A 26,349-nucleotide genomic window follows, 5' to 3' on the forward strand; every position below is an offset into this window, starting at 1 on the left:
GACGCCTCAGCGAGTCGAGCCGCCGCGCCGTAAATAGCGGTACACGGTGTTGCGCGCGAGTCCCAGTTCGCGGGCCGCCGCCGACACGTTGCCGTCGAGCCGCGCCAATGTCTGTGCAATCAGCGTGGCCTGCCAGTCTTCCATGCGCGACGGCGCGGGCGCCTGCGTCCGCGCGTCGGGGAGTGGTAGCCCGCGCGTGTCATCGTCATTGGCTCGCGTCACGAACGGCTTGTGAGGCGCGCTGTCTTTCGCCGCAGCCTCGGCACAATCGTGCAGGAAGTCCTCCGGCAGGTCATCAAGCTCGATCTGATCCGCGTTCTCGGCCATGATGCCCGCGGTGCGCAGCACATTCGCGAGTTGCCGCAAATTGCCGGGCCAACGGTAGCTCATGAAGCGTTCCAACACCTGCTGCGAAACACGCCGCGGCACATTCTCGCCCTCGCTTTGCAGTTCGAGCATGCGCGTGACCAGCGCGGGCAGATCGGTGCGCTCGCAAAGCGCCGGCAACGTCACCACAAGTCCGTTGATGCGGTAATACAGGTCTTCGCGGAAGGTGCCTTCTTCGATCATCGCGCGTAGATTGCGGTGCGTCGCGCACACTATGCGCAGGTCCACCGGAATTGCGCGGGTGCCACCGAGCGGCACCACCGTGCGTTCCTGCAGCACGCGCATGAGCCGCACCTGTTGCGCGAGCGGCATATCGCCGATTTCGTCGAGAAACAGCGTGCCCCCGTCGGCCTGCACGATCTTGCCGACGCTGCCGCGCTTTTTCGCGCCGGTGAACGCGCCGTCCTCATAGCCGAACAGCTCGGCCTCGATCAAGCTGTCGGGCAGGGACGCGCAATTCAACGCAACGAAGGGCGCGGCGCGCCGCGGCGAATCGTGATGGATGGCGCGCGCGAGCCATTCCTTGCCCGTGCCCGTCTTGCCGAGGATCAGAATCGGAATGTCGCGGCCGCGCACTTTGGCGACGCGCCGCAAAACGCCCGAGACTTGCGGGTCGCCGGTCTCGAGCGTCTGGAGCGTGGCCGGTGTGCTCGTGGTGGCGGGCAGCGCCGGCCTGGCCGCGCGCGTTGCGCGACGCGCTGCGTCCGGTGCGAACTCGCCCACCGTTTCCACTGCATCCGCCGCTGCCCCCACATAACGCTGCGCCGCATATTCGCCGCGCGCGACCACCCGTACGCCGCTTGGCAACGTCAGCACCACGTTCTCGCGCGGCGCGTGCGCGATCCGCTGCAATACATGGGCGAACGCAACGCCGAACAGCGCCTCGAACGGCTGCGCCTGCAGTGCTGCAAGCGGTTGCCCGAACTGGAACAGCGCGCTGCGATTGGCCGACAGGAACGTGCCGTCGGCGGCGAACGCGGCGAGCCCCTCGAACAGCGTGCCGATGAATTCCGCGCGCGCGTGAAAGTGCACGCGCACTGCCTCGGCAAATTGATTGGAGAACAGATGATTTTCGATCATCTGCGCCGACATTCTGACCAGCGCGAGCGTGTGCTTATGAAAGCCGCGCGTGTCGCCGCTCACGTCGAGCGCGCCGATGGTGCGCCCGAACGGATCCGCAATCGGCGCGCACGAGCAGGTGAGAATGCGGTTGGCGTGCAGGAAGTGCTCGTCGGCGTGGACCACGGTCGGTTGTCCATCGACGAGCGCCGTGCCGATGGCATTCGTGCCGCGGTCGGCCTCGGCCCACGACACGCCCGGACACAGCGCGACGCGCTTGGCCTTCGCGACGAAATCACTATCGCCGAGACTATGCAGGACCACGCCCTGACTGTCGGTGAGCAGCACCATGCTTTGCGTGTCGACAATCTGCGCATGCAACGTTTCCATGACCGGCAGCGCATGCGTGAAGAGGGACTGATTGCGATCGACCAGTTCGCGCAGCGCAGGCTGGCGCAGCGGATGAAAATCGGGCATTTCGGACGCGCGCAGCCCGAGCTCGAGCGAACGCGCGTGAGCTTGCGCGATGACATCGGGCCGACCGATGCGGGACGGCGTGGCGGGGCGATGGCTCAAGGCATGTCTCCGGTGAGCGGTGCGGCGGGTACGTAGCCCGTCGTTTCATGCCGCAGCGCAGCATGCGCGCCGGCGGCCGAACACCGATATTACAGGAGCCAAAGCCCTGCGCGCGGCAGGGAAAACACCGCGGCGCAGTGCGGCAGCAGGTGCGCGCGGCACAGCCATGCGGGCCGACGCGCGCGCGAATCGGCGCGGCGAATGCACAATTCCCGCGCAACCCGCACCAGCGTCAAGCAAACCCGAAGAAAACTTGCGCCGCGCGCGAACTCGTCTAAAGTGGATCAAATCATCCTCGCGGCGCGCGTAGCGCGTGCAGTGCCGACGGATGACGAGCCCGCGTCGCCGGCATCGGACAAGGAGGAAGCAACGGCCAGGCGCGATCAGATGTAACCGGCTTGCGCCATTACCCATGCGAATCGTGCGCAGTGCCTAACTTCCAGGTGACTTCCATGCAGATCCTTTTCCCGAACGAAAGTCCTGAATATTCAGGTCGCGAACTCACCCTGGCGTTTCCGGCGCTGGTCGATGGGCAGAGGGTGGAGTGCATGATTACCGCGGAAGCACTCGAAGATCACTTTGGCGCGGCCTCGCCGCGCCTCGAGGACATGGTCGGCGCATTCGACACGCACCGCGAGCGCATTCAGGCGGCCACCCGGCGCCTGCTGTCGGAAACCAGCGCACAGTGCGTCGTACTGCGAAGCGGCTATGTGCGGTTCTATGAAGCGAACGGACGCGCCTGATGCGTGAGGCGTTATCCCTCACGCGTTATTCGTGATGCGTTATTCCTGATGCGTCACCCGTGATGCCTGACGCGTGAGCGCGGCGGCTCCGCCGGCCTGCTGCGAGCCTACTCGCTGCCGAGATAGAAGTAGCGGAACAGAAAGATCGCCGCGATGATCCACACCACGAGCTTCACCTGGCGCGCGCGGCCGGTCAGCAGCTTGAGCCCCGCATACGAAATGAAGCCGAATGCAACGCCGTTCGCAATGGAGTAGGTGAACGGCATCAGCAGTGCGGTGAGCGCGGCCGGCACGACTTCGGTTGCGTCGTCCCACGGCAGGTCGAGCATTTCGCGCAGCATCAGGCACGACACGTAAAGCAGCGCGGGCGCTGTCGCGTAGCCGGGCACCACGCCCGCGAGCGGCGCGAAGAACAGTGCCGCAAGAAACAGCACGGCCACGGTGATGGCCGTCACGCCGGTGCGGCCCCCCGCCTGCACGCCCGAGGCGCTTTCGATATACGCGGTCGTCGACGAAGTGCCGAGCACCGAGCCCGCCAGAATCGCGGTGCTGTCTGCGAGCAGCGCGCGATTGAGCCGGTGCATCTTGCCTTCCACCAGCAGACCCGCACGATTGGCCACGCCCATCAGCGTGCCCGTCGCATCGAACAGTTCGACCAGAAAGAACACGAGGATCACGTTCAGCACGCCGGTGGACAGCGCGCCGCGAATGTCCAGTTGCGACAGCGTCGGCGCAATGGAGGGCGGCGTGGAGACAATGCCGTGGAACTGGTTGCCGCCGAAGAAAAAGCTCAGCACGGTCACGCCGACAATGCCGATCAGAATCGCGCCGCGCACGCGCAGGTAGTCCAGCGTGACGATCGCGAAGAAGCCGATAATCGCGAGCACTACATGCGGGTTATGCAGATCGCCGAGCGTGACGAGCGTGGCGGGATTGCCGACCACCACGCCCGCTGACTTCAGCGAAATGATGGCGAGAAAGAGGCCGATGCCGCCGGTAATGGCAATGCGTATGGAATGCGGAATGCCATTGACGATCACCTCGCGCACGCGAAACAGCGTCACCACGAGAAACAGGCACCCTGAGATGAACACGGCCCCGAGTGCGGCTTGCCACGTGAAGCCCATGCCCTTGACCACGGTGTACGCGAAGTACGCGTTCAGTCCCATGCCCGGCGCGAGTGCAATCGGGTAGTTCGCATACAGACCCATGATCAGCGAGGCGAGTGCCGCCACGAGGCAGGTCGCGACGAATACCGCGTCTTTCGGCATACCCGCGTCGCCCAGAATGGCCGGGTTGACGAAGATGATGTAGGCCATCGTCAGGAAGGTGGTCAGGCCGGCCAGCACTTCGGTGCGCAGGTCGGTGCCGGCCGCATCGAGGCCGAAATAGCGTTTTATCGAATCCATAGGGCGGATCTCTCGTCGTAGGGGCGAGATGATACCTTGCCAGCGCCTCATGCGCAGCCGCAAGGGAATTCGTGCGGTTGGGCAAGCGAAAGCCTGGCGGCAGGCCGGGTTTCAATAGGCCGGAGCGGGCCCGGCGACCAGTGCGGTCGCAAGCGGCATGGCCTGCCGTGCTTCGGTCGGACGCTTATTGCGTGACGGTCGTGCCCGTCTGCTGCGCATGCCGTTGCGCGACGATGCGTGCGGCGTGCTGAGCGTTGTGCGGGTAGTTGATCCAGTCGAGCGGATCGTAGCCGGCCGCGCGCCACTCGGCGAGATCGGCTTTGACCTCGGCGCGCGTTTTCGGCGCCGAGGGATCGTAGGGACGGGACGACGACTGCGCCACCGCGGCGCTCATGCTGACGGCGGCCAGCAGCGCGCCGAGTCCGACACGGAAAAGCGTTTTCATGACAGGCTCATCTAAGCAGTTAGGGATGTCCCTGGTATTGTAGGGACGCCGGGTGCGCCGGTTAAGGCGCCGTTGCGCAATGCACTGTTTCATCCGGCGCGCGCGTGCCCGGTTCATGGCGCCGGCGGCGTGGTGGTGAGACGGTCCACCACGGCTTTCAGCAGATCCACGGGCAGCGGAAACACAATCGTCGAGTTCTTGTCGGCGGCAATCGTCGTGAGCGTTTGCAGATAGCGCAACTGCATCGCCTGCGGCTCGCGCGCGAGCGTCTGTGCCGCCTGTAACAGTTGCTGCGACGCCTGCAATTCGCCTTCGGCATGAATCACCTTGGCGCGCCGTTCGCGCTCGGCTTCGGCCTGGCGGGCAATCGCGCGGATCATCGTTTCGTTGATGTCCACATGCTTGATTTCGACGATGGCCACCTTGATGCCCCACGCATCGGTCTGCGCGTCGAGCACTTTCTGGATGTCGGCGTTCAGCTGCTCACGGTCGGCGAGCAGTTCGTCCAGTTCGTGCTTGCCGAGCACCGCGCGCAGCGTGGTCTGCGAGAGCTGGCTGGTGGCCTCGAAATAGCGCGCCACCTGGATCACCGCCTTCTCCGGATCGACCACGCGGAAATACACCACGGCGTTGACCTTCACCGAGACGTTGTCGCGCGTAATCACGTCCTGCGGCGGCACGTCGAACACGACGGTGCGCAAGTCGATGCGCACCACCTGCTGCACGACCGGAATGATCAGCACGAGCCCGGGCCCCTTGACCTTCCAGAAGCGGCCGAGCATGAACACGACGCCGCGTTCGTACTCGCGGAATATCCGTATCGACGAAGCGATCAGCCCCGCCACCAGCAGAATCAGAAGACTGCTGAAACCGAATGTGAAACCGATCATGAGGTCTTTCCTCCGGTAGAGGGCTGTTGCTGCCGCGCGCTGGCGGCAATGACGGGCTCGACCATCAGCGTGAGCCCTTGCCGCGCGCTCACGCGCACCGCTTCGCCCGCCGCGAGCGGAACCGGGCTCGACACGTGCCAGCGCTCGCCGTTGATGCGCGCCCAGCCGGCCGCCGTGCTGCCAGACGCGGCACTTGTTGCGGTACTCGTTGCGGTGCTCGTGGTGCGGCGTGCCTCGCTGTTTGCCATGCTGTCTGCAAGGTTGCGTGCGTTGCTGTCTGCGCTGTTGCCTGCGTTGCTGCCTGCGTTGCTGCCCGCTCCTGCGGCGCTGACAAGCCCCTCTTCGAGCACCACGCCGATGCTGCCGATCAACCCCTCGGAACCCGTCACCACCGGCCGGCGCCGCGCGCGCAGCGCGAGCCTGGACACACCCAGCACGAACAGCACGCTGAATACGACGACGGCGGCGATCATGGGCAACGGAATGCCGTAGCCGGGCACGTCGGTGTCGATCAGCATCAACGCGCCGATCACGAACGCGACAATGCCGCCGAAGCCGAGCGAACCGAAGGTCGGCAGAAATGCCTCGCCGATCAGAAACGCAATGCCGAGAAAGATGAGTCCGAGGCCGACGTAATTGACGGGCAGCATCTGCATCGCGAACAGCCCGACCAGCAGACTGATTGCGCCGACCACGCCGGGCAGCACGAAGCCCGGATTGGCGAATTCGAAGAAGAGCCCGTACATGCCGAGCATGAGCAGCATGAGCGCGACGTTCGGATCGGTGATGACCGCCAGAAAGTGGCTGCGCCAGTCGGGCTCGAGCGTGACGACCGGCGCGCGGGCTGTTGCAAGCTTGACGTTGCCCGCGCTGGTTACGACCGTGCGGCCGTCGAGCTGGCGCAACAGGTCGGGCACGTCGCGCGCATTGACGTCGACGACGTGCTGCGCGAGCGCGTCAGCGGCCGTCAGGCTCACCGCCTCGCGGACCGCGCGCTCGGCCCAGTCGGCGTTGCGGCCGCGCATTTGCGCGAGGCCCCGGATGTACGCGGCCGCATCGTGGACCTGCTTGCGCAGTTCGGTCGACTGGGTGTCGAGCGGCAGCGTGGCGGGTGCGGCGGGTGTGCCGGTTGCGCTACTGGCGGGAGTGCCGGCGGCGTTGCTTGCGGCAGGCGCCGCCGGGCTGCCTGAGCCCGGCGCCTGCCGCTCCCGGTCGCCGGAGCCCGGCAGCCGCGGCGTGCCGCCTCCGGGCGGCTCGGTGCCGCCAATGCCCATCTGGATCGGCGTGGCCGCGCCGAGATTGGTGCCCGGCGCCATTGCCGCAATGTGGCTTGCATAAACGATGTACGTGCCGGCGCTCGCGGCTCGCGCGCCGCTCGGCGCGATGAAGGTCGCGACCGGAACCGGCGAGGCGAGAATCGCCTTGATGATCTGCCGCATGGAGGTATCGAGCCCGCCTGGCGTGTCGAGTTGCAGCACCGCGAGCTGCGCGTGGCCGTCGGCGGCGCGCTGCAGGCTGCGCACGATGAAGTCGGCGCTCGCCGGACCGATTGCGCCGCTTACCGGAATGACCACCACGCTGTTGGCCGCGTACGCATGGCCGGGCGGCTCTGCGACGGCTGCCGCGTGGGCCGCGGGCAGTGCAATGTCTTCGCCCGACGCGAACACGGACGCTAGTTGAGATACCAGCAGGGATGCGAATGGAGAAGCAAGCAACAGCGCAAACGCCAAGCCCCTCCCAAACGCGGTCATGCCGCGCAGGAACCGGCGCGCGGCACCGCCGTGGATCAACGGCCGGCGCGCGTCAGACTGCCGGAACGGGCGACGCGGATACGTGCTCATCGCTAATGGGCGCCGCGCGCCGTCGACGGATATTCAGCGGCGCGGGCCGACACTCCAGAAAGACTGGCCTGCTGCTTACAGCTTAGTCCGATTCCGCGCGCCGCGTGAGGTCCGTGCGCGCCGGGCGATAGTCGGTGGGTCGCATGCCGGTCCATTTGCGAAATGCGCGATGAAACGCGCTCGGCTCCGCGAATCCCACCGAAGTGGCGATATCCGCGATGGTGCGCCGCGACTTCTGCAGTTCGCCGATTGCAATGTCGCGCCGCAGGTCGTCCTTGATCGACTGATAGGTGTGGCCTTCCTGCTTCAGGTGGCGCCGCATCGTCGCCTCGGCGACGTTCAGGCGCGCAGCCATCTGGTCCGCGGCGGGCCAGGCGGACATCGGCAATGCGCGCAGCGTCTTGCGCACGCGCGCGGCAAGCGAGCCCGGATTGCGGTACTTGACGATGAAGCTCGCCGGCGCATCGCGCAGGAACGGCTTCGCCGACCGCGGAGTTTGAATCACCGGAAGCTCGAGAAACACCGGCGAGAGATCCACATACGACTCGGCCTGGCCGAACGCCATGTCGTCGCAAAACATCAGCTGGTACTCGTGCGCGGCGGGCGGCGCCGCGCAGCGAAAGCGCGCCTCGATCAGCGGAATGCGGCGCCCGACCAGCCAGCACAGGAGCCCATACACGACGATGAAATACGTCGCATAGGCAAACATCGTGGGCGGCTTAGCCCCTTCCCGCTCGACAAAGCGCAGACGCACGCGCTGTGCGTGCGTTTCGATCTGCGCGCCCAGGTCGTCGAGCACGAGCCGCATGAAGCCGACGGCGCGCGCCAGCGCCTGCGCGCCGGTGCGCGCCGTGAGCGCCGCCTGCGTCATCGCGACGAAGCTGCCGGATTTCATGCGATGCGAATCCTGACCGAAAAATTCGTCGTCGAGCGCGCGTGCTATGCCGCTCCATAGCGCGCCATATTGCGCCGACGACACGCGGCTTTTCGGCGAAGCCAGCATGGGTGCGGCAATTCCCGCGGCTTCGGCGAGCTGCGACGCGTCCAATCCACGGGCGAGCGCAAGTGCCAACGTTTCGTTGACGAGACTCACGGAAATGGTGCCCTTTTCGGTTTTCATCGAGGTCGACTCTCGGGTGTGCTCAGAGTGGCAATCGCGCTCAACGTTTTGCGTCGCGGAGCAGGCGTCGCACCGTGACAAGCGGGAATTGGCGACACTGCATGGTAGCAGTATGGCAAATTCGCTCACACACAATGATCGCGCTGAGCATCGAAGCGCGCAGGGGAGTTGCCTACACTTGCTGCGAACGCAAGCACAGGACTCATGCTCATGGACAGCTTCTACACCGAAGAACAACGCATGATTCGCGACGCCGCACGCGACTTCGCGACCGAGCGCCTCGCGCCGAACGCCGCGCAGTGGGACCGCGACGCGCAACTGCCCGAGGACGTCGTGAAGCAAATGGGCGAACTGGGTTTTCTCGGCATGATCGTGCCGCCGCAGTGGGGCGGTTCGTACACCGACTACGTGGCCTACGCACTCGCGCTCGAAGAGATCGCCGCGGGCTGCGCCGCCTGCGCAACGCTGATGAGCGTGCATAACTCCGTCGGCTGCGGGCCGATTCTCAACTTTGGCAGCGACGCGCAGAAAGACCGCTATTTGCAGGACCTAGCGAGCGGTCGGCGCATCGGCGCGTTCTGTCTGACGGAGCCGCAAGCGGGCTCGGAAGCGAACAACCTGCGCACGCGAGCAGTGCTGCGCGACGGCAAGTGGATACTCAACGGCAACAAGCAGTTCGTGACAAACGGGGCCCGCGCGGACATCGCAATCGTGTTCGCCGTGACGGACCCGGATCGCGGCAAGCGCGGTATCTCCGCGTTCATCGTGCCCACCGACACGCCGGGGTTCGACGTGGGCAGGCCGGAGCACAAGCTGGGCATTCGTGCTTCGGACACCTGTCCGGTTTCGCTCGACGACTGCACGGTGCCCGAGGCGAACCTGCTCGGCGAGCCGGGCGAGGGTTTGCGCATCGCGCTGTCGAATCTCGAGGGCGGGCGCATCGGCATCGCGGCGCAGGCGGTCGGCATTGCGCGGGCCGCCTTCGACGCGGCGCGCGCCTATGCGAGCGAGCGCACGCAGTTCGGCAAGGCGCTCAAGGATCATCAGACCATCGGCAACATGCTCGCGGACATGGCCACGCGCCTGAACGCCGCGCGTCTGCTCGTGCATCACGCGGCGCGGCTGCGCTCGGCGGGCGAGCCGTGCCTGTCGGAGGCGTCGCAGGCAAAACTGTTCGCGTCGGAAACAGCCGAACAGATCTGCTCGAACGCCATTCAGATCCACGGCGGCTACGGTTATCTGGAGGACTACGCGGTGGAGCGCCACTATCGCGATGCCCGCATCACGCAAATATACGAAGGAACCAGCGAAGTGCAGCGCATGGTGATTGCGCGTCATGTTTGAGCGCTGCGCGAGCCGCGTTTGAGCGCAAAATAGCTTGCCGACAGAGCAACCGATGCCAACCGAACAAGAGCGGACCCATACCGCGCCCATCAGGAGACGACCATGACTGCAGCGAAAGCCTTCTTCGACGCCCGCGAGCTGTTATTGCGCCATCGAACCGACTATGAGCGCGCCTACCGCGAATTCGCATGGCCCGTGCTCAACGAGTTCAACTGGGCGCTCGACTACTTCGACGTGATCGCGCGCGGCAACGACAACCCCGCGCTGTGGATCGTCGACGACCCGGCCAGCGAGGGCCTGCGGGTGTCCTACGCGCAGATGTCCGAACGCTCCGCGCGCATGGCCAACTTTCTGCGCAGTGTGGGCGTGAAGCGTGGCGACCGCGTGCTGCTGATGCTGCCCAACCGTGTCGAACTATGGGACGTGATGCTCGCCGCGATGAAGCTCGGCGCAATCGTGCTGCCCGCCACCACCCAGCTTTCCGCCGACGACGTGCGCGACCGCGTGCAGATTGGCGGTGCGAACTTCGTCGTAGTGGACAGCGCGGAGTTGTCCAAATTCGATTCGCTCGAAGTACCGCTGACGCGCCTTTCCGTGGGCGCGCCGCGCGACGGCTGGATCGATCTGGCCGCGGCGTACGACGCGTCGCCGCAATTCACACCGGAAGGCGTCACGCACGCCACCGATCCGCTGCTGCTCTATTTCACGTCCGGCACCACGTCGAAGCCGAAGCTCGTCGAGCATACGCATCAGAGCTATCCGGTCGGGCATCTGTCCACCATGTACTGGATCGGCCTGCAACCGAACGACATCCATTGGAATATCAGCTCGCCGGGCTGGGCCAAACACGCGTGGAGCTGCTTCTTCGCGCCGTGGAATGCGCAGGCGTGCGTGTTCGTTTTCAACTTCGCGCGCTTCGTGCCGAAAGACACGCTGGACGTGCTGGTTCGTTTCAACGTGACCACGCTGTGCGCGCCGCCCACCGTGTGGCGCATGCTCGTGCAGGAACATCTCGCGGATTATCCGGTGAAGCTGCGCGAGATTGTCGGCGCGGGCGAGCCGCTGAATCCGGAGATTATCGAGCGCGTGAAGCACGCATGGGGCATTACGATTCGCGATGGCTATGGGCAGACCGAGACCACCTGCCAGATTGGCAACCCGCCGGGGCAAGCGGTGGTCGCGGGGTCGATGGGGCGCCCATTGCCGGGGTACAGAATCGAACTGCTCGACGCCGACGACCAGCCGGTCAGCGAAGGCGAGATCGCGTTGCCGTTAGGTCCTGAAGGCAGCGGGCGTCCGCTTGGGCTCATGACCGGCTACGCGAACAACGCGAAGGCCACGGCCGACGCCATGCGCAACGCCTTCTATCGTACGTCCGACGTGGCGCTGCGTCGCGACGACGGTTACTACGTGTACGTGGGCCGCGCCGACGATGTCTTCAAATCGTCCGACTACCGGCTAAGTCCCTTCGAACTGGAAAGCGTGCTGATCGAACACGAAGCGATCGGCGAAGCGGCAGTCGTGCCGAGCCCCGATGCGCTGCGCCTTTCGGTGCCCAAGGCGTTTGTCACCGTGCGGCAGGGCTACGAAGCTGGCCCCGAGCTTGCGCGGGCAGTGTTCGCATTCTCGCGCGAAAAGCTCGCACCTTATAAGCGGATTCGCCGTCTGCAATTCAGCGAGTTGCCGAAAACCATCTCCGGCAAGATCCGCCGCGTCGAATTGCGGCGCCGCGAAATGGAGCGGCAGGCCGAGCCCGCGCGCTTGCCGGACGAGTACTGGGAAGAAGATTTCCCCGACCTGCGCTAGCGCGCATTTCATGGCGGCATGGACCGCTTGGGCCGCTTGGGCCGCCCAGACCGCATCAGACATTCATTTTTTAAGCCACTGTCCGGGCCCAGGCCCACAACAGGAGTTCCAGCATGAACGCAATGGCCTCGAACACCGTGAAGCTGCTGATCAACCGCGAGTTCGTCGAATCGAAAACCACTGAATGGCGCGACATTGTTAATCCGGCCACGCAAGAAGTGCTGGCGCGCGTGCCGTTTGCAACCACGGACGAAGTCAACGAAGCGATCCGTGCCGCGCATGCCGCGTTCGGTACATGGAAGAACACGCCGGTCGGCGCACGCATGCGCATCATGCTGAAGTACCAGGCGCTGATTCGCGAGCATATGCCGCGCATCGCAAAGACGCTGAGCGCGGAGCAGGGCAAGACGATCGCGGACGCCGAAGGCGACATTTTTCGCGGACTCGAAGTGGTCGAGCACGCATGCTCGATCGGCACCTTGCAGCAAGGCGAATTCGCGGAAAACGTCGCGGGCGGCGTGGATACGTACACGCTGCGCCAGCCGCTTGGCGTTTGCGCGGGCATCACGCCATTCAACTTTCCCGCGATGATCCCGCTGTGGATGTTCCCGATGGCGATTGTGTGCGGCAATACCTTCGTGCTCAAGCCCTCCGAACAGGACCCGTTGTCGACCATGCAACTGGTCGAGCTCGCACTCGAGGCGGGCGTGCCCAGGGGCGTGCTCAGCGTCGTGCACGGCGGCAAGGATGTGGTGGATGCGCTCTGCACGCATGAACTGGTGAAGGCGATTTCGTTCGTCGGTTCCACGGCGGTCGGTACGCACGTATATCGCCTCGGCAGCGAACACGGCAAACGCGTGCAATCGATGATGGGCGCCAAGAATCACGCCGTCGTGCTGCCGGACGCGAATCGCGAGCAGACCTTGAATGCGCTCGCGGGCGCGGGCTTCGGCGCGGCGGGGCAGCGTTGCATGGCAACTTCGGTAGTCGTGCTGGTGGGCGCGGCGCAGCAATGGCTACCCGATCTGGTCGCCAAGGCGAAGACGCTCAAGGTGAACGCGGGCAGCGAGCCGAACACCGATATCGGCCCGGTCGTTTCGCGCGCCGCGAAGGCGCGCATTCTCGGGCTGATCGAAGCGGGCGTGAGGGAAGGCGCGACGCTTGCACTCGACGGCCGGGACGTGAAGGTGCCGGGCTACGAGCAAGGCAACTTTATCGGGCCGACGATTTTCACGGACGTGAGCACCAGGATGGAGATCTATCGCACGGAGATTTTCGGGCCGGTGCTGCTCGTGCTCAACGCGGCGACGCTTGACGATGCGATTGCGCTCGTCAACCGCAATCCGTTCGGCAACGGTGTCGGACTGTTCACGCAGAGCGGCGCGGCGGCACGCAAATTCCAGAGTGAGATCGACGTGGGGCAGGTCGGCATCAACATTCCGATTCCGGTGCCGGTGCCGTTCTTCAGCTTTACGGGCTCGCGCGGCTCCAAGCTCGGCGATCTCGGCCCGTACGGCAAGCAGGTCGTGCAGTTCTACACGCAGACCAAGACCGTGACCGCGCGCTGGTTCGATGACGACACGGTCAACGACGGCGTGAATACCACCATCACCCTGCGCTGAGCGAGCCCGCAACAACGGAGGCGGCATCATGAAGATTGGTTTTATCGGACTGGGCAACATGGGCGCGCCGATGGCGCACAACCTGCTGAAGGCGGGCCACGCGGTCAACGTTTTCGATCTCAGCGCGCAGGCCGTGCAGGCGCTTGTCGAGGCCGGCGCGAAAGCGGCCGCTTCGCCGAAAGCGGCAGCGAGCGACGCCGAGTGCGTGATCACGATGCTGCCCGCAGCCGCGCATGTGCGCAGCGTGCTGACGGCCGAAGACGGCGTGCTGGCCGGCATTGCCAAAGGCGTGACTATCGTCGATTCGAGCACGATCGACCCGGCCAGTGTCAAAGCGTTCGCCGAACTCGCGCAGCAGCATGGCAACACGTTTGTCGATGCGCCCGTTTCGGGCGGCACGGGCGGCGCAGCTGCGGGCACGCTGACCTTCATGGTGGGCGGCAGTGCGAGCGCGTACGAGCAGGTAAAGCCGGTATTGTCGGCAATGGGCAAGAACATCGTGCATTGCGGCGACACGGGCACAGGCCAGGTCGCGAAGATCTGCAACAACCTCGTGCTCGGCATCACGATGGCGGGCGTGGCCGAAGCCATGTCGCTCGGCGAAGCGCTCGGCATAGACGTGAAGGTGCTGGGCGGCATCATCAATACGTCGACGGGGCGCTGCTGGAGCTCCGACACCTATAACCCGATGCCGGGTGTGATAGACAGCGCGCCGTCGTCGCGCGGCTATACCGGCGGCTTCGGCACCGACCTCATGCTGAAAGACCTCGGGCTCGCCACGGACGCCGCAAAGTTCGCACGTCAACCTGTGTACCTTGGGGCGCTCGCGCAGCAGCTTTATCAAACGATGAGCGCGAAAGGCGCCGGACGTCTGGATTTTTCGGCGGTGATCAAGCTGTATCGCAACGACAGCGAGAACGGCAGCGGCGACAACAACGACAACAACAGCGGCAACCGCGCCGCAAACGGAGCCGCGCGATGATCGACCTCGATTACATGCACGAAGGCAGTGTCGCGCAACTCACGTTGAGGCGGCCGCCCGCAAATGCATTCACACCGGAAGGCTTGCTGCAATTGCAGCAGATAGTGGAGCGTCTGAACGGCGAGCCACGTGTGCGGGCGATTGTAATTACCGGCGAGGGACCGAAATTTTTCAGCGCGGGCGCGGACCTGAACACGTTCGCCGACGGCAATCGCGAAGTGGCGCGGATTGCAGCAGCCCGCTTCGGCACCGCCTTCGAAGCGCTGCAGAATGCGCGGCCAGTCGTGATCGCCGCGATCAACGGTTATGCGATGGGCGGCGGGCTCGAATGTGCGCTGGCTTGCGATATCCGTATTGCCGAACAGCACGCTGTGATGGCACTGCCCGAGACCGCCGTCGGCTTGCTACCGTGCGGTTGCGGCACGCAGACGCTGCCGTGGCTGGTTGGGGAAGGCTGGGCAAAGCGGATGATTCTGACCGGCGAACGCGTCGACGCGGCGACTGCACTGCGTATCGGTCTTGTCGAAGAAGTCGTGGAAAAGGGCGCTGCGCGCGACGCCGCGCTCGTCATGGCCGCGCGTGTCGCGACGCTGAGTCCGCAGGCCGTCGGTTTCAGCAAGACGTTGATTCATGGAGCCCGCAACGGCGTGCCGCGCTCGGCTGCGCTTGCTCTGGAGCGCGAACGTTTCGTCGATCTGTTCGACGGTGCCGACCAGCGCGAAGGCGTCAACGCGTTCCTCGAAAAGCGCGCGCCGCGCTGGGGGATCATGCAAAGCGATGACGCCACCAACGCCACCAACGCCACCAACGCCATCAGCCAGGAGACGCCCCGATGAGCGCTGTACAAAGCGTCGTGCCAGAGCTCGCGCCGCCCGCGGGCGTGAACGTCGAGCGCGAGATCCTGTTTCGTGTGGTCAACCGCGTCGCGATCATCACGCTGAATCGGCCGGCCGCGCTCAATGCGCTGTCGCACGCGATGATTCGCGAACTCGCGGTGCTCGTCGAACATTGCCGCAACGACGACGGGATCGTCGCGCTCGTGCTGAAAGGCGCTGGAAACAAGGGCTTTTGCGCGGGTGGCGACGTGCGCGAGGTGCATCGCCTCGCGAAGAACGGCGACAGCCGCTGGCTTGCGTTTTTTATCGACGAATACCGGCTCGACTATGCATTGCATACCTTTCCGAAGCCGGTGGTCGCGCTGCTCGACGGCATTGCGATGGGCGGCGGCATGGGGCTCGGGCAGGCTGCACGGCTGCGCATCGTCACCGAGCGCAGCAGGATCGCCATGCCCGAGACGCGCATTGGCTTCGTGCCGGATGTCGGCGCGACGCGCTTTCTCGCCGTGATGCCTGTTGAATTAGAGTTGTATGTCGGCCTGAGCGGCGCGACCTTGTCAGGCGCCGATGCATTGCGGCTGCAACTCGCCGATCTGTGCGTGCCGGCCGACTGGCTTGCCTCCGCCGAAGAACGGCTGCGGCGCATGTCGCATGAAGCCGATCTGCTGAGCGCATTGCGCGGCGTATTCGAGCCGCCGTGCAATATCGTGCCGCACGCCGCGTTGGCGCCATTGACGCAACTGGTCCTGCGGCATTTCGACCGGCGCTCCGGCGTCGACAGAATCGTGGCGACGTTGCGCCATGACCTCGAACGCGACTCGCCGCGCGAGGTGAGACAGTGGCTGCAGTCCACTTACGACGCGCTCACGGCGCATTCGCCCACCATGCTTCATGTGACGCGCGAGGCGCTGTTACGCGGCCGGCAGATGACGCTTGCCGAGTGCTTCCGCATGGAACTGGGCATCGTCAAACGCGCAATCGAGGAGGGCGACTTCTGCGAAGGCGTGCGCGCGCAGTTGATCGACAAGGACCGCAAGGGCCGCTGGGCGCCCGCCACGCTGCCGGAAGTGCGGCCCGAGCGCGTCAGGCACTTTCTGACTTCGCCGTGGAAGCGGGAAGCGCATCCTCTCGCGGACCTTGGGGGCGCAGTCTGACTGACGTTCGAGTCATGGCCGCTCGAGTCATGGCCGCTCGAGTCATGGCCGATTTGTTCAGGCTTCGCCGACTACCGCATCACTGCGCAGCACAGTGGGCGCGGGTGCCTCGCCTTCCGGCGCCTGCGCGCTGCGAACGCGCGAAACCCACAGAACGCCTGCCAGCGCCACCGCCACCGAGACCCACCCCACCGTGCCATATCCGACGATCTGGCCAGCAGACGAGTTGCCGAGCATCAGACCGCCGATCCATGCGCCGCAGCCTGTGCCCAACGCCTGCAGTGCACTGTTTGCACTGAGAAACGCGCCTCGCCGCTCGGGTTGCGGGACGGTGGTCAGCAGGGCTTGCATCGGCACCATCCGCGCCGACAGCAGCACCATGAAGAGCGGGAAGAACAGCAGCAGCGCGTAGAACGGCAGATCCGGCAAGTGCGTGATGAAAAGCACCGGCAGGCAGGCAAGCAGCGCCGCGATGCGGAACACGCGCCGCGCGCCGAAACGGTCCGCGAGTTTGCCGACGCGGCGTGAGGTGAAGAACGTTGCCGCACCGCCCGCCATGTAGAGCCACGACAATTGCTCGGGCGCTACGCCGTGGTTCGCGACGAGCACCGGCGCAATGAACGGAATGATCAGCATGTGCGCGACCATCATCACGAAGGTCAGTGCGAATGCCGCCATGTGGCGCGGATTGCCGAGCAGCCGTATGAGTTCGGGCAGCACTTCGGCGAGCGGCGGCTGGCGTGCGCCCAGATGCGCGGCGAGCGACGGCACCAGTCGCCAGCCCGTCAGCCAGATTGCGCCCGAAAGCGCGACCAGCAGCAGGAACGGCGCGGCCCAGCCGAAGTGCGCGCCGAGCATCACGCCGGCCGGCACGCCCGCGATCGCCGCGAGCGAAAAGGCGGTCATGATGGTGCCCGTCGCGGCGCCGCGCCTTTGCACGGGAATGACGTCCGCGACGATCGCCATGATCACCGATGCCAGCACGCCGCCCGTGATACCCGCAAAAGCGCGCGCGGCAAGCAGCAAGTGAAAACTGTTCGCAAACGCGCACGCGAGATTGGACAACGCGAACAGCGCGTATACGGCGAGCAGCAGACGGCGCCGGTCGAAGCGGTCGATATAGGTGGCCGCGAACAGTCCCGACAGGCCCGAACACCATGAATACGCCGACACGGCCGTCGCGAACGCGGCCGGTGTGATGGCAAACGAATGCATGATTTGTGGACCGAGCGGCATCATCACCATGAAGTCCATGATGATGGTGAACTGGGTCAGCGCAAGCAGCCAGAGCAGCCGGCGCTCATGCGTCGAGTCGATTGAATACATCGGCATTTCCTGTTTTTGTTGTTGTCGTTGCAGCCGCCGCTTGCAACCGCCGCTTTAAGTCGCGGCGCTCAGTTGCGGCGCTCAGTCGTCGAGCGTTTCATGCACGGCCGCGGCGCCCTGTTTCCAGTAGCTCGCCGCTCGAATGCGCGATTTGTCGACGCCGCGTTCCGTGCACAGGTGATAGCGGATCGCGCGCATCGTCGCGGCTTCGCCCGCGGCCCATACATAACCTTCGCCTTCTTCCGGCAAATACGTTGCGCGGACAGCTTGCAGCAACGCTTCGCCGCGCGTGGCTTCGTTATTGCGGTAAACCCACACAGGATGCAGTTCCGCCTGAGTCCTGAACTCGATGCAAGCCGACGGATCGGCCACTTCGATCACCGTGGCTACGCGCTTGCCGGCCGGCAGTTCTTCGAGGCGCCGCGCGATGGCGGGCAGGGCGGTGTCGTCGCCGATCAGCAGGTGCCAGTCGAAAGCGGTCGGAATCACCAGCGAGCCGCGCGGCCCGCCGATACCCAGATACTGGCCGGCTTTCGCCTGCGTCGCCCATGTCGCCGCAGGGCCGGCTTCGTGCATCGCGAACTCGATGTCGAGTTCGCGCGCCTCGGGGTCGAAGCGGCGCGGCGTGAAGTCGCGCGCGGTCGGCCTGCGTCCTTCGGGGAACACGGGACCGTCTGGGCCCGCTTGCGGCAGCACCGGTTTGTCCGCGCCCGGCTCGGGGAAGAACACCTTGATGTGGTCGTCGAACGAGGCCGACATGAAGTCATGCAAGTCCTCGCCGCCGAATGTCACGCGTACCAGATGCGGAGTGAGCGTTCGTACGTTTTTCACTTGCAGCAGACGGAACTTGAGCGGATGCCGTACACGCTGTACGGCGAGGTCGGGGCGGTTTTGCTGGGTCGGCATTGAGGCACTGGTCCTGTCGGTTCGGTGAGTGAATGCGCCGCGGGCTGGGCGCCAGAGGGGCGTGCGCGGCCTGCGCGGCCAGCGTGTGGCGAACAGCACCGCGGCTGGAACGAGGCGCCGGCGCGTGAAAAAGGCTCCGGCGCTCGTGCGCTCACGCGGCGGGCGCGTCGTCGCTGTTGCTGCTGGCGGGGTTCTGTTCGCCTTCGATTTCCTTCGCGGCTCGCATGAGAATCGCGGCGATGCGGCGCTGCTCTTCGGCGGGCGCATTGTCACGGCGCAGCAGCGCGTTTTTCAGCGCGCGGCGCGCCTGGTTCAGCTCGGGCAGCCAGCCGCCTTCGCTGATGTCGGCAGGTTCTTCGCCGGCAAACGCGCGGCGCACCGAGTCCATCTTGCGGGCAATGTGGCTGAGCTTTGCCAGCATCAATTCGACGCGCTCGCGATTGGCCGCGAGGTAATCGCGGCCGGCTTGCGCGAGTTCGTAGCGCTTGCGGTTGCCTTCGAGCTGCACGGTCACGTAGCCGAGTTCCTCCAGATACGTGAGCGCGGGGTACACCATGCCGGGGCTCGGGCTATAGAAGCCGTTCGAGCGCGTTTCCAGCGCCTTGATGAGCTCGTAGCCGTGGCTCGGTTGTGCGTCGATCAGTTTGAGCAGCAGCAGTTGCAGATCGTCGGAAGAGAACTTGCGGCCGCGCGGAAAACCGTCGCCTTCGCCGCCGAAGCCGCCGGGGCCGCCGCCGAACAGACCGCGTCCGCCGCGATGCTCGTGATGACGTCCCATTGCATGCCTGAGAGCCCAGGGGGAAAAACGATGGGCATGTTCGTCGCGATCGTCGTGCATGGCATGGCGATGGGCAAACGCATGCCAGAGCGCGTGCAGTGAATGGCGCTCGAAGCGAGCGTCGAAAGCGTGGTCCGCAGCGTGCGGGCGGCCGGAACGAGGGTAGTGACGCATCTTGTGTTCTCCAGATATGTCTTAAGATGTGTCGTAAGATATATATCTAAAGATGGTTTGTCAAAGTATTTTTGGGGGGGATGCCGGGCGGGGCCGGCCGCTCCATGCGAAGCGTTTGCTGCGAGAAAACGCCCACGACGTAGTCGCCGGCCCCTCGCGCACAAGGCCGGCGTCACGCGCGACGGTTTACGGCGCGAGTTGCCAGCGCAAAACCGGATGAGCCCCGTCCGTCGGCAACGCCCACACACCATCCGGGCCGAAGTCGTAGCCGGCGAAAGACGCCGGGGTCGCCATCTGCGCGGTGGTGAGACCATTTGCGGCGGGCACCGGCGTGCCCGTACTGACGCCGATGCTTGTCCCCGTCGCGACCTTGTTCCAGTAGACATTGCTGGCAACGGTTCCGTTGTTGATGTCGGCGACGCCCACGGTAGGCGGCCCGCCCGCGGGTCCGTAGCGGTTGCTCAGCGGGCTGGTCGAGAAGGATTCTTCGATGATTCCGGTGTTGCGGAGCACGAGGCCTGCCGCCGCGCCCGACAGACACGTGGAGCCGTAGCCGCCGCAGTAATTCGGCGCGAACTCCACCGTACCGGTTGCGTACGACTGACTGATGCGTCCGGTGTTGCTGGCCGCCAGCCCGCCTCCGCCGCCGGTATGCGCGAAAGCGAAGACGTCGCCCGCGGCGAATGATTGCTGTATGGACCCGCCGTTTGAGCCGACAAGGCCACCGGCTCCGCCTTCGCTCCTGACGGCTGCGTCACTGGACGACCGGACAATCGTGCCGTTGTTCCACCCGACCAGTCCGCCGGAGCTTGCGCTTGCGCTGCCGCCAGCCGAGACATCCACGCGCCCGCTCGTGTGCGCGTTGGCAATGGTTCCCTCGTTGACGCCGGCGAGCAGTCCAAAACCTCCATAACTTCCGAAGTCTCTCAGCGTGCCTTGCACGGTTACGTTGCGCACGACGCCACCGCTGCCGATCACGGCGAACAGGCCGTGCGCGTCGTGGCCGGCCGGCGGCGGGCCCGGCGAGAACGAAGTGCTGAGGCTGACATTCGAGAGCGTATGTCCGAAGCCGTCGAATTGCCCCGTGAAGGGTGCGAGGACGCCGCCGATCGCCGTGTTGTGTGCGCCGTCGGGAAGGGTGGCGTCGACATCTTTTCCCAAGGCGTAGTTGCCGGCGAGATCGACCGAAACGTTTTGCAGATCGGTCGCGCTGTTGACCAGCTTGTAACCGGTCACCTGGGTCACCAGCGCGCTGAACGGCGACGCTGCCCACGCGCTGTTCGTGTGGATCGTCCCCGGGCTGTAGCTGCCGTTCATGTCGTATAGCGCAGTGACCGTGCCGGTGCTGCCCGACCAGTCGATGGTGCCGTGGTTGAGCACGCTGCCGCCGTTGTCGATGCCTGCGGCGTCTGCTCGCAACACGAGGTTGCCGCTGCCGGTGTTCCTGAGCGTCCTGGCCGGGGCGATCGTCACGTTGCGCGAAGCAACCAGCGCTAACGACGCCGGACCGCTCCAGTCGAGATTCGACGCCACCGTCATCTCACCGGCCGCGCCATGCCCGCCGGTCGCAATTGCGTTGATCGAGGTGCCGGCGTTCAGGCTGCGCGCGAAGGCGGCCGCCGTAGGGTGATCGACGGTGAAGTCAGGCGTCGAAACGCTCCATAGTCCCGCTTCTACAGCAGCGTCTTTCTTTAACGTCAGCGAGTTCGCGAGTGTGTCGACGGTGCCGCCGCTGCCGTCTGCATTGGTTGCGTTGAGCGTGCCTTGTTGCGTGACGTGACCGCTGTCGGCGACCAGCCAGATATGGCCGTNGCGCATCGCCGTGCCGGTCGCGCGAATCCGCTCACCGCTGCCGGCGAGCGCGTAGATGTTGCCGTCGGCCGCTTGCAGATTGATTTGCGCGGCTTCTGTGATGCCGCGATCGAACACGTTGCCTTTGCTGCCGATCTGCACGAATGCCTGCCGGCTGCCCGACGATTCATACAACACGACTTCCTGGCCGGCGACGTATTCGGCCGTCCCGTTCGGCGCACTGACGGAGCCTGCATTCACGACTTCGTTGCGCGAGATGAGAAATACGTCAGCGCCGCTCGAGCCGATTTTGCCGAGATTTACCACTTTGCCATTCGACGTGCCGGTGAGCGTGAGCGTGCCACCGTTCATGAACGCGTCGTTCGGCAGATCGAGGGTGGAAGCAACGAAGCGGCCGCCGGTGCTCACGACGCCTCCCGGACCCACCAGGATACCTTGTGGATTGATCAGGTACACACTGCCGGTTGCACTCAGGCTGCCGAGAATGGCCGAAGGCGAGCCGCCCGTCACGCGGTTGAGCGTGGCGCCCATACCGTTTGCGAACGTGACGCTGTTGCCCTTGCCAATAGAAAAGCCGGTCCAGTCGATCACGCCGCGCGTCGAGCCGGGCTGCGTCACCGAAAGGGTATTTCCCTGGACCGCGATCGTTCCGGCCCCAGCCACATAGTGACCGCCTTGCGGAAGAGCGCCGCCTGCCATCGCAGCGTGCGCCCACGACAGCCCCGCGATCGAAACAACCGCGAGGGGCAGCTTGCGGGGCCAGCGCTGTCGCCGTATCAGCGCGGGTTGTGTGGGATGACTGACTGACAAGCGTGCCATATGTCCTCCTGCATCGGATGGCGGATTCACCAGCGCCCGCAGTCCGACCCGAACCACGTGGACGGTGGCTGATCTACACGCAAAATACTAGTCGGCATTTTCCGTGTTACCGATGGAACGTCCGGTTTTTCAGCCGATTTGGCGCATGACACCTTAAGCGCGCGTCGATGTATCGCTTCCGAAAATGCAAAGATTTATCAAGACGCCGTTAAACTGATTTGATATATTCAGCGGGCGCTTAGCATTGGCTTTTAAGCGGGGGTAACTCGACGGGTTTTGAATCGAGGTCCGTGCTGGTCATAGATTTGGCGCTCCGCACCTGAAACGAAAATTTTCTAATAAAGATGACCGGAGAGCTTGCCACCGTCGATGTCAGTCCCGCGGACGCGCCCGTCTCAGCGGCGACCACCGCGGCCCACGCTGCCGCGCCTGATGCGTCGGGAAGCGGCGCTCGCGCGGCGGGCGACGCCGCCGACACGCGCAAGCCGCCGTTTCGCGCAGCCGCGCCGTTGCCCACGCAAACCGCACCGCTTGGCAGTAGAAAATACTTCGTGCCGTTTTCAATCGAAGTCGAAGCAAACGGCAAACGCGTTTTCGAGCATCGTTTCGACGCAACGAATAAACCCGTATTAATCGAGTTTCCGGTTGGCACGTTCGGCGACATCATCGGCTGGTTTCCGTATGCGGTGAAATTCCAGCGGCAGCATTAGTGCAAACTCACGTGCTCGATGGGGCCGCTGCTGATCCCGCTCTTTCGGGACTGTTACCCGGACATCGAATTCGTCACTCCAGAAGAGGTCGAGCCCGAGCTCTATTACGCAAGCTATCGAGTCGGACTCTTTTTCGGCGATGAAGCGAATGTTCATCAGCCGACCGACTTCCAGATCGTCGGGCTGCATCGCACCGCCGGCTACATTCTCGGGCTGGACCCGGCCGAAGAGCCGCCGAACATCGGCTCGCCCGATAAGCCGTCCCATCGCTGAAAAATACGTTTGCGTCGCGGTGCAAAGCTCGACCCAATGCAAGTACTGGAACCATCCGCCGGGTTGGCGCGAACTGGTCGCGTTCCTGAAAGAGCATGGTTACCGCGTCATTTGCATCGATCAGAAAGCCACGCTTGTCTACGACGGCGGTACCCGGAACGTTCTCAGCGGTGGCAGCGCTTCGATTTATACGAAGGTCCGCACGGGCGGCACGCAGAACGTGATGTCCGGTGGAACAGCCTATGCAACCTTGCTTTTCGGCGGTGTGCAGAACATGTACGATGGAGCGTCCACGTCGTTGACGTTCGTCAGCAGCGCGCCACGCAGAACGTACTGAGCGGCGGTCAGGCGTACCGATACGCGGGTTTCGTCCGGTGGAGGGTGGTCGTTTCGAGCGGCGGCTCGATCTCGGCGCTGAGCGTGACGGCCGGAGGGAGCGCATCGATCGCGGCGGGCGCCGCGCTGATTGCCAACACGGCGGACAGGATCGTGTCCGGCACGAATGCGTCCGGGACTTTCTCGATTTCAAACAATACGGCGCACTCCGTATTGCTCGAGAACGGCGGCAGTCTAAGCGTGCTTAACGGCGGCGGCTACGTCGATACGCTGGCGACCTCGGGAGGCCGGCAACTGGTTTATGGACTGGCGAACGACACGACCATTACCAATGCCGGATAGCAAGCGGTGTTTCCCGGGCGTTACGCGAGCGGCAGTGTGGCAGGGCTTCAGCGAACATGGCGGTGGCGCATTTAATCTGGACTACGCGTCAACCAACAGCAATGCGCTATCGAGCGTGCTGGGGCTGCGTTTTCTCAAAGGGCTCGGCACCTTGTTCGGTCATCCGCTCGACTGGCAGACGGAACTGGCGTGGGAACATCGCTTTAGCGGCACAGCGCAGTGGGTGAGCGCAGCCTTCACCGATGAGGCGACGGCGGGCGCGCAGTGGAAGTGGTGATGCGCAAGGGGCGGGCCGAAGCGGCGCAACGCATGTCGCGCCTTCGCGGCCTTGCCCTTGATGGCTCGTTCAGATCTCCGGCTTGAGCCGATACAGTTCCGGCACGAGTGCGAGCAACAAACGTTTGAACGAAAAAAGCCGCGGCGAGATATGCGTGGCGACGTACCACGTCGCGGCGACGTTCATGCTGCGCAGCTTCAGATCGGGGCCGACGAGGGCGCTTGCGAAATGCAGGTCGCCGAGCGTCTTGCCGATAATCTCCTGCTTGATCTGCGCGCGCACCGGTGATTCGAGCGCGATGAAAGACAGTTGCGAGATCTCGTGAAGCAGCCGGTACATGCTGTTGTAATGGTGCAGCGTCTTGGTGGTGAACATTGTCGAGTCCATGCGCAGGCGTCTTTTGAACAACGCCTGATTCAGCACGGCGAGCTTGATTCTTTGCTGCAGCAGCAACGCCGCGAAAAAATGATTGTCCTCATATACGATGCCTTCCACGAAACGCAGATTGCCAATGGCGGAACGCCGCGTGACGAAGCAGCAGGGCGAGACGAAGTACCGTCCCTGGCTGAGCGACTCGACCACGAACTCATCCGACCATAACGTCGCGGTTCCCAGCGGCCGCCGATATCCGTTCACCTCCTGCTTGTACATGGGGGCGTCGTTCGGGAATACCGCCGCTTCGAACATCACGGCGTCGATCTCGGGATTGCTGAATTCCCGGTGGCACACACTCAATGTGTCGGCATCGATCAGGTCGTCGCTATCCATGTAGTACACGTACGAGCCTGTTGTCAGCGAGGTGCCCAGATTGCGCGCCGCGGATTGTCCCCGGTTAGGTTGATAGACGTATCTGAATCGCGAGTCGTTCTCGCAATAGCGCTGCGCAATCGCGGCGGTGCCGTCTGTGGAGCCGTCGTCCACGATGATCGCCTCGAAGTCCGTGAAGGACTGTCCCGCAACGCTGGCGAGCGCCTCGTCGAGATAGTGCTCCACGTTGTAGGCCGGCACGATGATGGAAAAAGCGGGCATAAGGGACCTCGATGGATTGGTAAGCAGGAACCGGAACTCAGCCGGCATCCGCGCCGCGTGCTTCCTGAGCCGCCGGCGACGCAATGGAGATGCGCGACGCGCGTCGCGAAGCAGGCGCAACGCCGCGAAAATACAGCCATGTGAAGGCCGCGGCGCCGACCGTTTCAGTCAGGATCACGGCAGCGATCGTCCCCTTCGCGCCGCCATAGCGCGTGAGCGGAACGACATAGAGAAGATGCAGAACCGTCGCGGCGAGAAACACATTGGTCAATGAGCGGGCCCGGCCCTGAGCGAGCAGCCCGAGGTCGCCGAATACGACAGCGACGCTGATGATCGGCGGCAACACGGCTTCGAGTCTCAGAAGAGGAATCGAAGCGTGAAATTGCGGGCCGATCCATGTTTCGATACCCCATGCCGCCAGTAGCTCGATGCCGATAAAGAGACTCACGGACGTCGAGAACACGATCAGCATGGCCATGCGCATGAGCCGCTGCGCGGCTTGCGGATCGGTTGCGTGGTACTGACTGATGCGCGGATAGAAAGCCTGACTGATCACCATGAACATGGCCTGCGCCGCCACCCGAATCTTGTCCGCCATCGCGAACTGACCCACCACCTCCGCTCCGTGAAAGTAGTTGAGCAGGATCGAGTTGAAGTTCACATAAAAACTGATCAATACAAAAGAGAGGAACAACGGAAAGCCGTCTTTGAGCGCGTCGACAATTTTTTTTGTGGAGACGCCGACGAGTTTCACCCACCGGTTGCGATAGAGAATCCACAGCGCGCAGACCGCGAGCAGTACATTGCCCAGACTCACGCCGAGTGCGGCGAGTGCAGCATCGCCCGGACCTTTGACTGCCAGATAGACGAATGCGAGACCGAGAAGCCGCGAAACAAAAGTCGGCAATACCAGCGCCCGCATACGTTCGAGGCCCTGAAAAAGCCACACCGGCGTAACAGCGTTGGCAACGATACCGATGAATAGCGCGGCGAGTACATCGGCATGCTCACGCAGGTCAGGCACGAACACCACGCCTGCGACGATCAGAACAAGCGCCACGCCAACCAGTATCAGCCGCGCAGCCGAGGTACTGGTACAGACCTCGGCGAGCCCTTGCGGGTCACCGCGCGCGACCGACACATGCCGCGTTGCCGTGAAATTGAAGCCGTAATCGGTCAGCAACACCATGTATTGCGCGACGGCCTGACAATAAGCCAACACCCCGAACTCTCTCGCTCCGAGTACATGTCCCAAGTACGGCAACATCAGCAATGGCACGACGTAATTGCCGCCCTGAATCAGGATCAGATAGAACAGCGTCTTGCGAATCGGAGTGGTCATGGAAATGCGCC

25 protein-coding genes are annotated in these 26,349 nt (G+C 64.3%); 12 read left to right on the plus strand and 13 right to left on the minus strand.

Features of this window, described 5'->3' with window-relative positions:
* Window positions 1-6 precede the first annotated feature (6 nt).
* The gene (locus tag F757_RS0114090) at window positions 7-2,022 is read right to left on the minus strand and encodes a sigma-54-dependent Fis family transcriptional regulator (RefSeq protein ID WP_027211954.1); all 2,016 of its coding nucleotides are present in this window, start codon (window positions 2,020-2,022) and stop codon (window positions 7-9) included.
* A 452-nt stretch (window positions 2,023-2,474) separates the two neighbouring features.
* Between F757_RS0114090 and F757_RS0114105 the strand changes: the two genes are divergently transcribed.
* Window positions 2,475-2,765 (plus strand): DUF1488 domain-containing protein, encoded by a 291-nt coding sequence (locus F757_RS0114105; RefSeq protein WP_027211956.1) that lies wholly within the window; start codon window positions 2,475-2,477, stop codon window positions 2,763-2,765.
* Window positions 2,766-2,872: 107 nt separating this feature from the next.
* Here the strand turns inward: F757_RS0114105 and F757_RS0114110 are convergent, their stop codons facing one another.
* From F757_RS0114110 to F757_RS0114130, 5 genes are all read right to left on the minus strand, one after another.
* A complete protein-coding gene (locus tag F757_RS0114110) occupies window positions 2,873-4,174 on the minus strand; it encodes an NCS2 family permease (protein WP_027211957.1) in 1,302 nt (433 codons plus the stop codon).
* A gap of 184 nt (window positions 4,175-4,358) precedes the next feature.
* Window positions 4,359-4,619: a DUF4148 domain-containing protein gene (locus F757_RS0114115; protein ID WP_027211958.1), complete on the minus strand. Its 261-nt coding sequence runs from the start codon at window positions 4,617-4,619 to the stop codon at window positions 4,359-4,361.
* 113 nt (window positions 4,620-4,732) lie between these two features.
* Window positions 4,733-5,509 carry a slipin family protein gene (locus F757_RS0114120; protein ID WP_027211959.1) on the minus strand — a complete coding sequence of 259 codons (777 nt, stop codon included), beginning with the start codon at window positions 5,507-5,509 and terminating at the stop codon, window positions 4,733-4,735.
* Window positions 5,506-7,350, minus strand: coding sequence for an NfeD family protein (locus F757_RS0114125; protein WP_027211960.1), 1,845 nt, complete (start codon window positions 7,348-7,350; stop codon window positions 5,506-5,508). Before F757_RS0114125 ends, F757_RS0114120 begins: the two co-directional genes overlap by 4 nt.
* Before the next feature lie 82 nt (window positions 7,351-7,432).
* Window positions 7,433-8,470, minus strand: coding sequence for an AraC family transcriptional regulator (locus F757_RS0114130; RefSeq protein WP_027211961.1), 1,038 nt, complete (start codon window positions 8,468-8,470; stop codon window positions 7,433-7,435).
* Window positions 8,471-8,680: 210 nt separating this feature from the next.
* Here F757_RS0114130 and F757_RS0114135 point away from each other — a divergent pair, with 210 nt between their 5' ends.
* The 6 genes from F757_RS0114135 to F757_RS0114160 all read left to right on the plus strand — a co-directional run bounded on the left by F757_RS0114135 (window position 8,681) and on the right by F757_RS0114160 (window position 16,214).
* Window positions 8,681-9,814, plus strand: a complete 1,134-nt coding sequence (locus tag F757_RS0114135) for an acyl-CoA dehydrogenase family protein (RefSeq protein ID WP_027211962.1) — start codon at window positions 8,681-8,683, stop codon at window positions 9,812-9,814.
* A 102-nt stretch (window positions 9,815-9,916) separates the two neighbouring features.
* Window positions 9,917-11,620, plus strand: a complete 1,704-nt coding sequence (locus F757_RS0114140; RefSeq protein ID WP_027211963.1) for an AMP-binding protein — start codon at window positions 9,917-9,919, stop codon at window positions 11,618-11,620.
* A 113-nt stretch (window positions 11,621-11,733) separates the two neighbouring features.
* Complete coding sequence (locus F757_RS0114145; protein ID WP_027211964.1) at window positions 11,734-13,242, plus strand: CoA-acylating methylmalonate-semialdehyde dehydrogenase; 1,509 nt, start codon at window positions 11,734-11,736, stop codon at window positions 13,240-13,242.
* Between the two features lie 28 nt (window positions 13,243-13,270).
* Entirely contained in the window at window positions 13,271-14,224 is a 954-nt protein-coding gene (gene mmsB / locus F757_RS0114150) for a 3-hydroxyisobutyrate dehydrogenase (protein WP_027211965.1), read from the plus strand.
* On the plus strand, window positions 14,221-15,060 hold the full coding sequence (locus F757_RS0114155; protein ID WP_027211966.1) for an enoyl-CoA hydratase: 840 nt from the start codon (window positions 14,221-14,223) through the stop codon (window positions 15,058-15,060). Before mmsB ends, F757_RS0114155 begins: the two co-directional genes overlap by 4 nt.
* Window positions 15,057-16,214 (plus strand): enoyl-CoA hydratase/isomerase family protein, encoded by a 1,158-nt coding sequence (locus F757_RS0114160; protein WP_027211967.1) that lies wholly within the window; start codon window positions 15,057-15,059, stop codon window positions 16,212-16,214. Before F757_RS0114155 ends, F757_RS0114160 begins: the two co-directional genes overlap by 4 nt.
* Window positions 16,215-16,271: 57 nt before the next feature.
* On the opposite strand, the gene F757_RS0114165 is transcribed toward F757_RS0114160, so the two are convergent.
* The 4 genes from F757_RS0114165 to F757_RS0114180 all read right to left on the minus strand — a co-directional run bounded on the left by F757_RS0114165 (window position 16,272) and on the right by F757_RS0114180 (window position 22,029).
* Window positions 16,272-17,540: an MFS transporter gene (locus F757_RS0114165; RefSeq protein WP_027211968.1), complete on the minus strand. Its 1,269-nt coding sequence runs from the start codon at window positions 17,538-17,540 to the stop codon at window positions 16,272-16,274.
* An 81-nt stretch (window positions 17,541-17,621) separates the two neighbouring features.
* Window positions 17,622-18,446, minus strand: coding sequence for a siderophore-interacting protein (locus F757_RS0114170; RefSeq protein WP_027211969.1), 825 nt, complete (start codon window positions 18,444-18,446; stop codon window positions 17,622-17,624).
* 151 nt (window positions 18,447-18,597) lie between these two features.
* On the minus strand, window positions 18,598-19,398 hold the full coding sequence (locus F757_RS0114175) for a PadR family transcriptional regulator (RefSeq protein WP_027211970.1): 801 nt from the start codon (window positions 19,396-19,398) through the stop codon (window positions 18,598-18,600).
* 186 nt (window positions 19,399-19,584) lie between these two features.
* Window positions 19,585-22,029, minus strand: coding sequence for a two-partner secretion domain-containing protein (locus tag F757_RS0114180; RefSeq protein WP_027211971.1), 2,445 nt, complete (start codon window positions 22,027-22,029; stop codon window positions 19,585-19,587).
* A gap of 344 nt (window positions 22,030-22,373) precedes the next feature.
* Between F757_RS0114180 and F757_RS36180 the strand changes: the two genes are divergently transcribed.
* Genes F757_RS36180 through F757_RS36190 form a run of 3 tightly spaced genes read left to right on the plus strand, consistent with a single transcriptional unit; the run spans window position 22,374 to window position 23,349 of the window.
* A complete protein-coding gene (locus F757_RS36180; RefSeq protein ID WP_027211972.1) occupies window positions 22,374-22,739 on the plus strand; it encodes a hypothetical protein in 366 nt (121 codons plus the stop codon).
* Window positions 22,740-22,757: 18 nt separating this feature from the next.
* The gene (locus F757_RS36185) at window positions 22,758-23,012 is read left to right on the plus strand and encodes a hypothetical protein (RefSeq protein ID WP_027211973.1); all 255 of its coding nucleotides are present in this window, start codon (window positions 22,758-22,760) and stop codon (window positions 23,010-23,012) included.
* 19 nt (window positions 23,013-23,031) lie between these two features.
* Complete coding sequence (locus F757_RS36190; protein ID WP_027211974.1) at window positions 23,032-23,349, plus strand: hypothetical protein; 318 nt, start codon at window positions 23,032-23,034, stop codon at window positions 23,347-23,349.
* Window positions 23,350-23,356: 7 nt separating this feature from the next.
* On the opposite strand, the gene F757_RS36195 is transcribed toward F757_RS36190, so the two are convergent.
* Window positions 23,357-23,545, minus strand: a complete 189-nt coding sequence (locus F757_RS36195) for a hypothetical protein (protein WP_198021397.1) — start codon at window positions 23,543-23,545, stop codon at window positions 23,357-23,359.
* Between F757_RS36195 and F757_RS37045 the strand changes: the two genes are divergently transcribed.
* Together F757_RS37045 and F757_RS0114205 are read left to right on the plus strand one after the other, a co-directional pair.
* Entirely contained in the window at window positions 23,502-23,690 is a 189-nt protein-coding gene (locus tag F757_RS37045) for an AIDA repeat-containing protein (RefSeq protein ID WP_198021392.1), read from the plus strand. The genes F757_RS36195 and F757_RS37045 overlap by 44 nt on opposite strands.
* A 34-nt stretch (window positions 23,691-23,724) precedes the next feature.
* On the plus strand, window positions 23,725-23,967 hold the full coding sequence (locus F757_RS0114205) for an autotransporter domain-containing protein (RefSeq protein WP_027211976.1): 243 nt from the start codon (window positions 23,725-23,727) through the stop codon (window positions 23,965-23,967).
* A 69-nt stretch (window positions 23,968-24,036) separates the two neighbouring features.
* Here the strand turns inward: F757_RS0114205 and F757_RS0114210 are convergent, their stop codons facing one another.
* Complete coding sequence (locus F757_RS0114210; RefSeq protein ID WP_027211977.1) at window positions 24,037-24,996, minus strand: glycosyltransferase family 2 protein; 960 nt, start codon at window positions 24,994-24,996, stop codon at window positions 24,037-24,039.
* Window positions 24,997-25,033: 37 nt separating this feature from the next.
* Window positions 25,034-26,338, minus strand: coding sequence for a flippase (locus F757_RS0114215; RefSeq protein WP_027211978.1), 1,305 nt, complete (start codon window positions 26,336-26,338; stop codon window positions 25,034-25,036).
* Between the last annotated feature and the right edge of the window lie 11 nt (window positions 26,339-26,349).

The sequence above is a fragment of the Burkholderia sp. WSM2232 genome, from assembly GCF_000472545.1.
GTDB lineage: Bacteria > Pseudomonadota > Gammaproteobacteria > Burkholderiales > Burkholderiaceae > Paraburkholderia.

What these genes read in the sequence shown, in the direction of transcription:
- F757_RS0114105 (WP_027211956.1), top strand. Translation starts at nt 2,475, where the DNA reads ATGCAGATCCTTTTCCCGAACGAAAGTCCTGAATATTCAGGTCGCGAA.
- F757_RS0114110 (WP_027211957.1), bottom strand. Translation starts at nt 4,174, where the DNA reads ATGGATTCGATAAAACGCTATTTCGGCCTCGATGCGGCCGGCACCGAC.
- F757_RS0114115 (WP_027211958.1), bottom strand. Translation starts at nt 4,619, where the DNA reads ATGAAAACGCTTTTCCGTGTCGGACTCGGCGCGCTGCTGGCCGCCGTC.
- F757_RS0114120 (WP_027211959.1), bottom strand. Translation starts at nt 5,509, where the DNA reads ATGATCGGTTTCACATTCGGTTTCAGCAGTCTTCTGATTCTGCTGGTG.
- F757_RS0114125 (WP_027211960.1), bottom strand. Translation starts at nt 7,350, where the DNA reads ATGAGCACGTATCCGCGTCGCCCGTTCCGGCAGTCTGACGCGCGCCGG.
- F757_RS0114130 (WP_027211961.1), bottom strand. Translation starts at nt 8,470, where the DNA reads ATGAAAACCGAAAAGGGCACCATTTCCGTGAGTCTCGTCAACGAAACG.
- F757_RS0114135 (WP_027211962.1), top strand. Translation starts at nt 8,681, where the DNA reads ATGGACAGCTTCTACACCGAAGAACAACGCATGATTCGCGACGCCGCA.
- F757_RS0114140 (WP_027211963.1), top strand. Translation starts at nt 9,917, where the DNA reads ATGACTGCAGCGAAAGCCTTCTTCGACGCCCGCGAGCTGTTATTGCGC.
- F757_RS0114145 (WP_027211964.1), top strand. Translation starts at nt 11,734, where the DNA reads ATGAACGCAATGGCCTCGAACACCGTGAAGCTGCTGATCAACCGCGAG.
- mmsB (WP_027211965.1), top strand. Translation starts at nt 13,271, where the DNA reads ATGAAGATTGGTTTTATCGGACTGGGCAACATGGGCGCGCCGATGGCG.
- F757_RS0114155 (WP_027211966.1), top strand. Translation starts at nt 14,221, where the DNA reads ATGATCGACCTCGATTACATGCACGAAGGCAGTGTCGCGCAACTCACG.
- F757_RS0114160 (WP_027211967.1), top strand. Translation starts at nt 15,057, where the DNA reads ATGAGCGCTGTACAAAGCGTCGTGCCAGAGCTCGCGCCGCCCGCGGGC.
- F757_RS0114165 (WP_027211968.1), bottom strand. Translation starts at nt 17,540, where the DNA reads ATGTATTCAATCGACTCGACGCATGAGCGCCGGCTGCTCTGGCTGCTT.
- F757_RS0114170 (WP_027211969.1), bottom strand. Translation starts at nt 18,446, where the DNA reads ATGCCGACCCAGCAAAACCGCCCCGACCTCGCCGTACAGCGTGTACGG.
- F757_RS0114175 (WP_027211970.1), bottom strand. Translation starts at nt 19,398, where the DNA reads ATGCGTCACTACCCTCGTTCCGGCCGCCCGCACGCTGCGGACCACGCT.
- F757_RS36180 (WP_027211972.1), top strand. Translation starts at nt 22,374, where the DNA reads ATGACCGGAGAGCTTGCCACCGTCGATGTCAGTCCCGCGGACGCGCCC.
- F757_RS36185 (WP_027211973.1), top strand. Translation starts at nt 22,758, where the DNA reads ATGGGGCCGCTGCTGATCCCGCTCTTTCGGGACTGTTACCCGGACATC.
- F757_RS0114210 (WP_027211977.1), bottom strand. Translation starts at nt 24,996, where the DNA reads ATGCCCGCTTTTTCCATCATCGTGCCGGCCTACAACGTGGAGCACTAT.
- F757_RS0114215 (WP_027211978.1), bottom strand. Translation starts at nt 26,338, where the DNA reads ATGACCACTCCGATTCGCAAGACGCTGTTCTATCTGATCCTGATTCAG.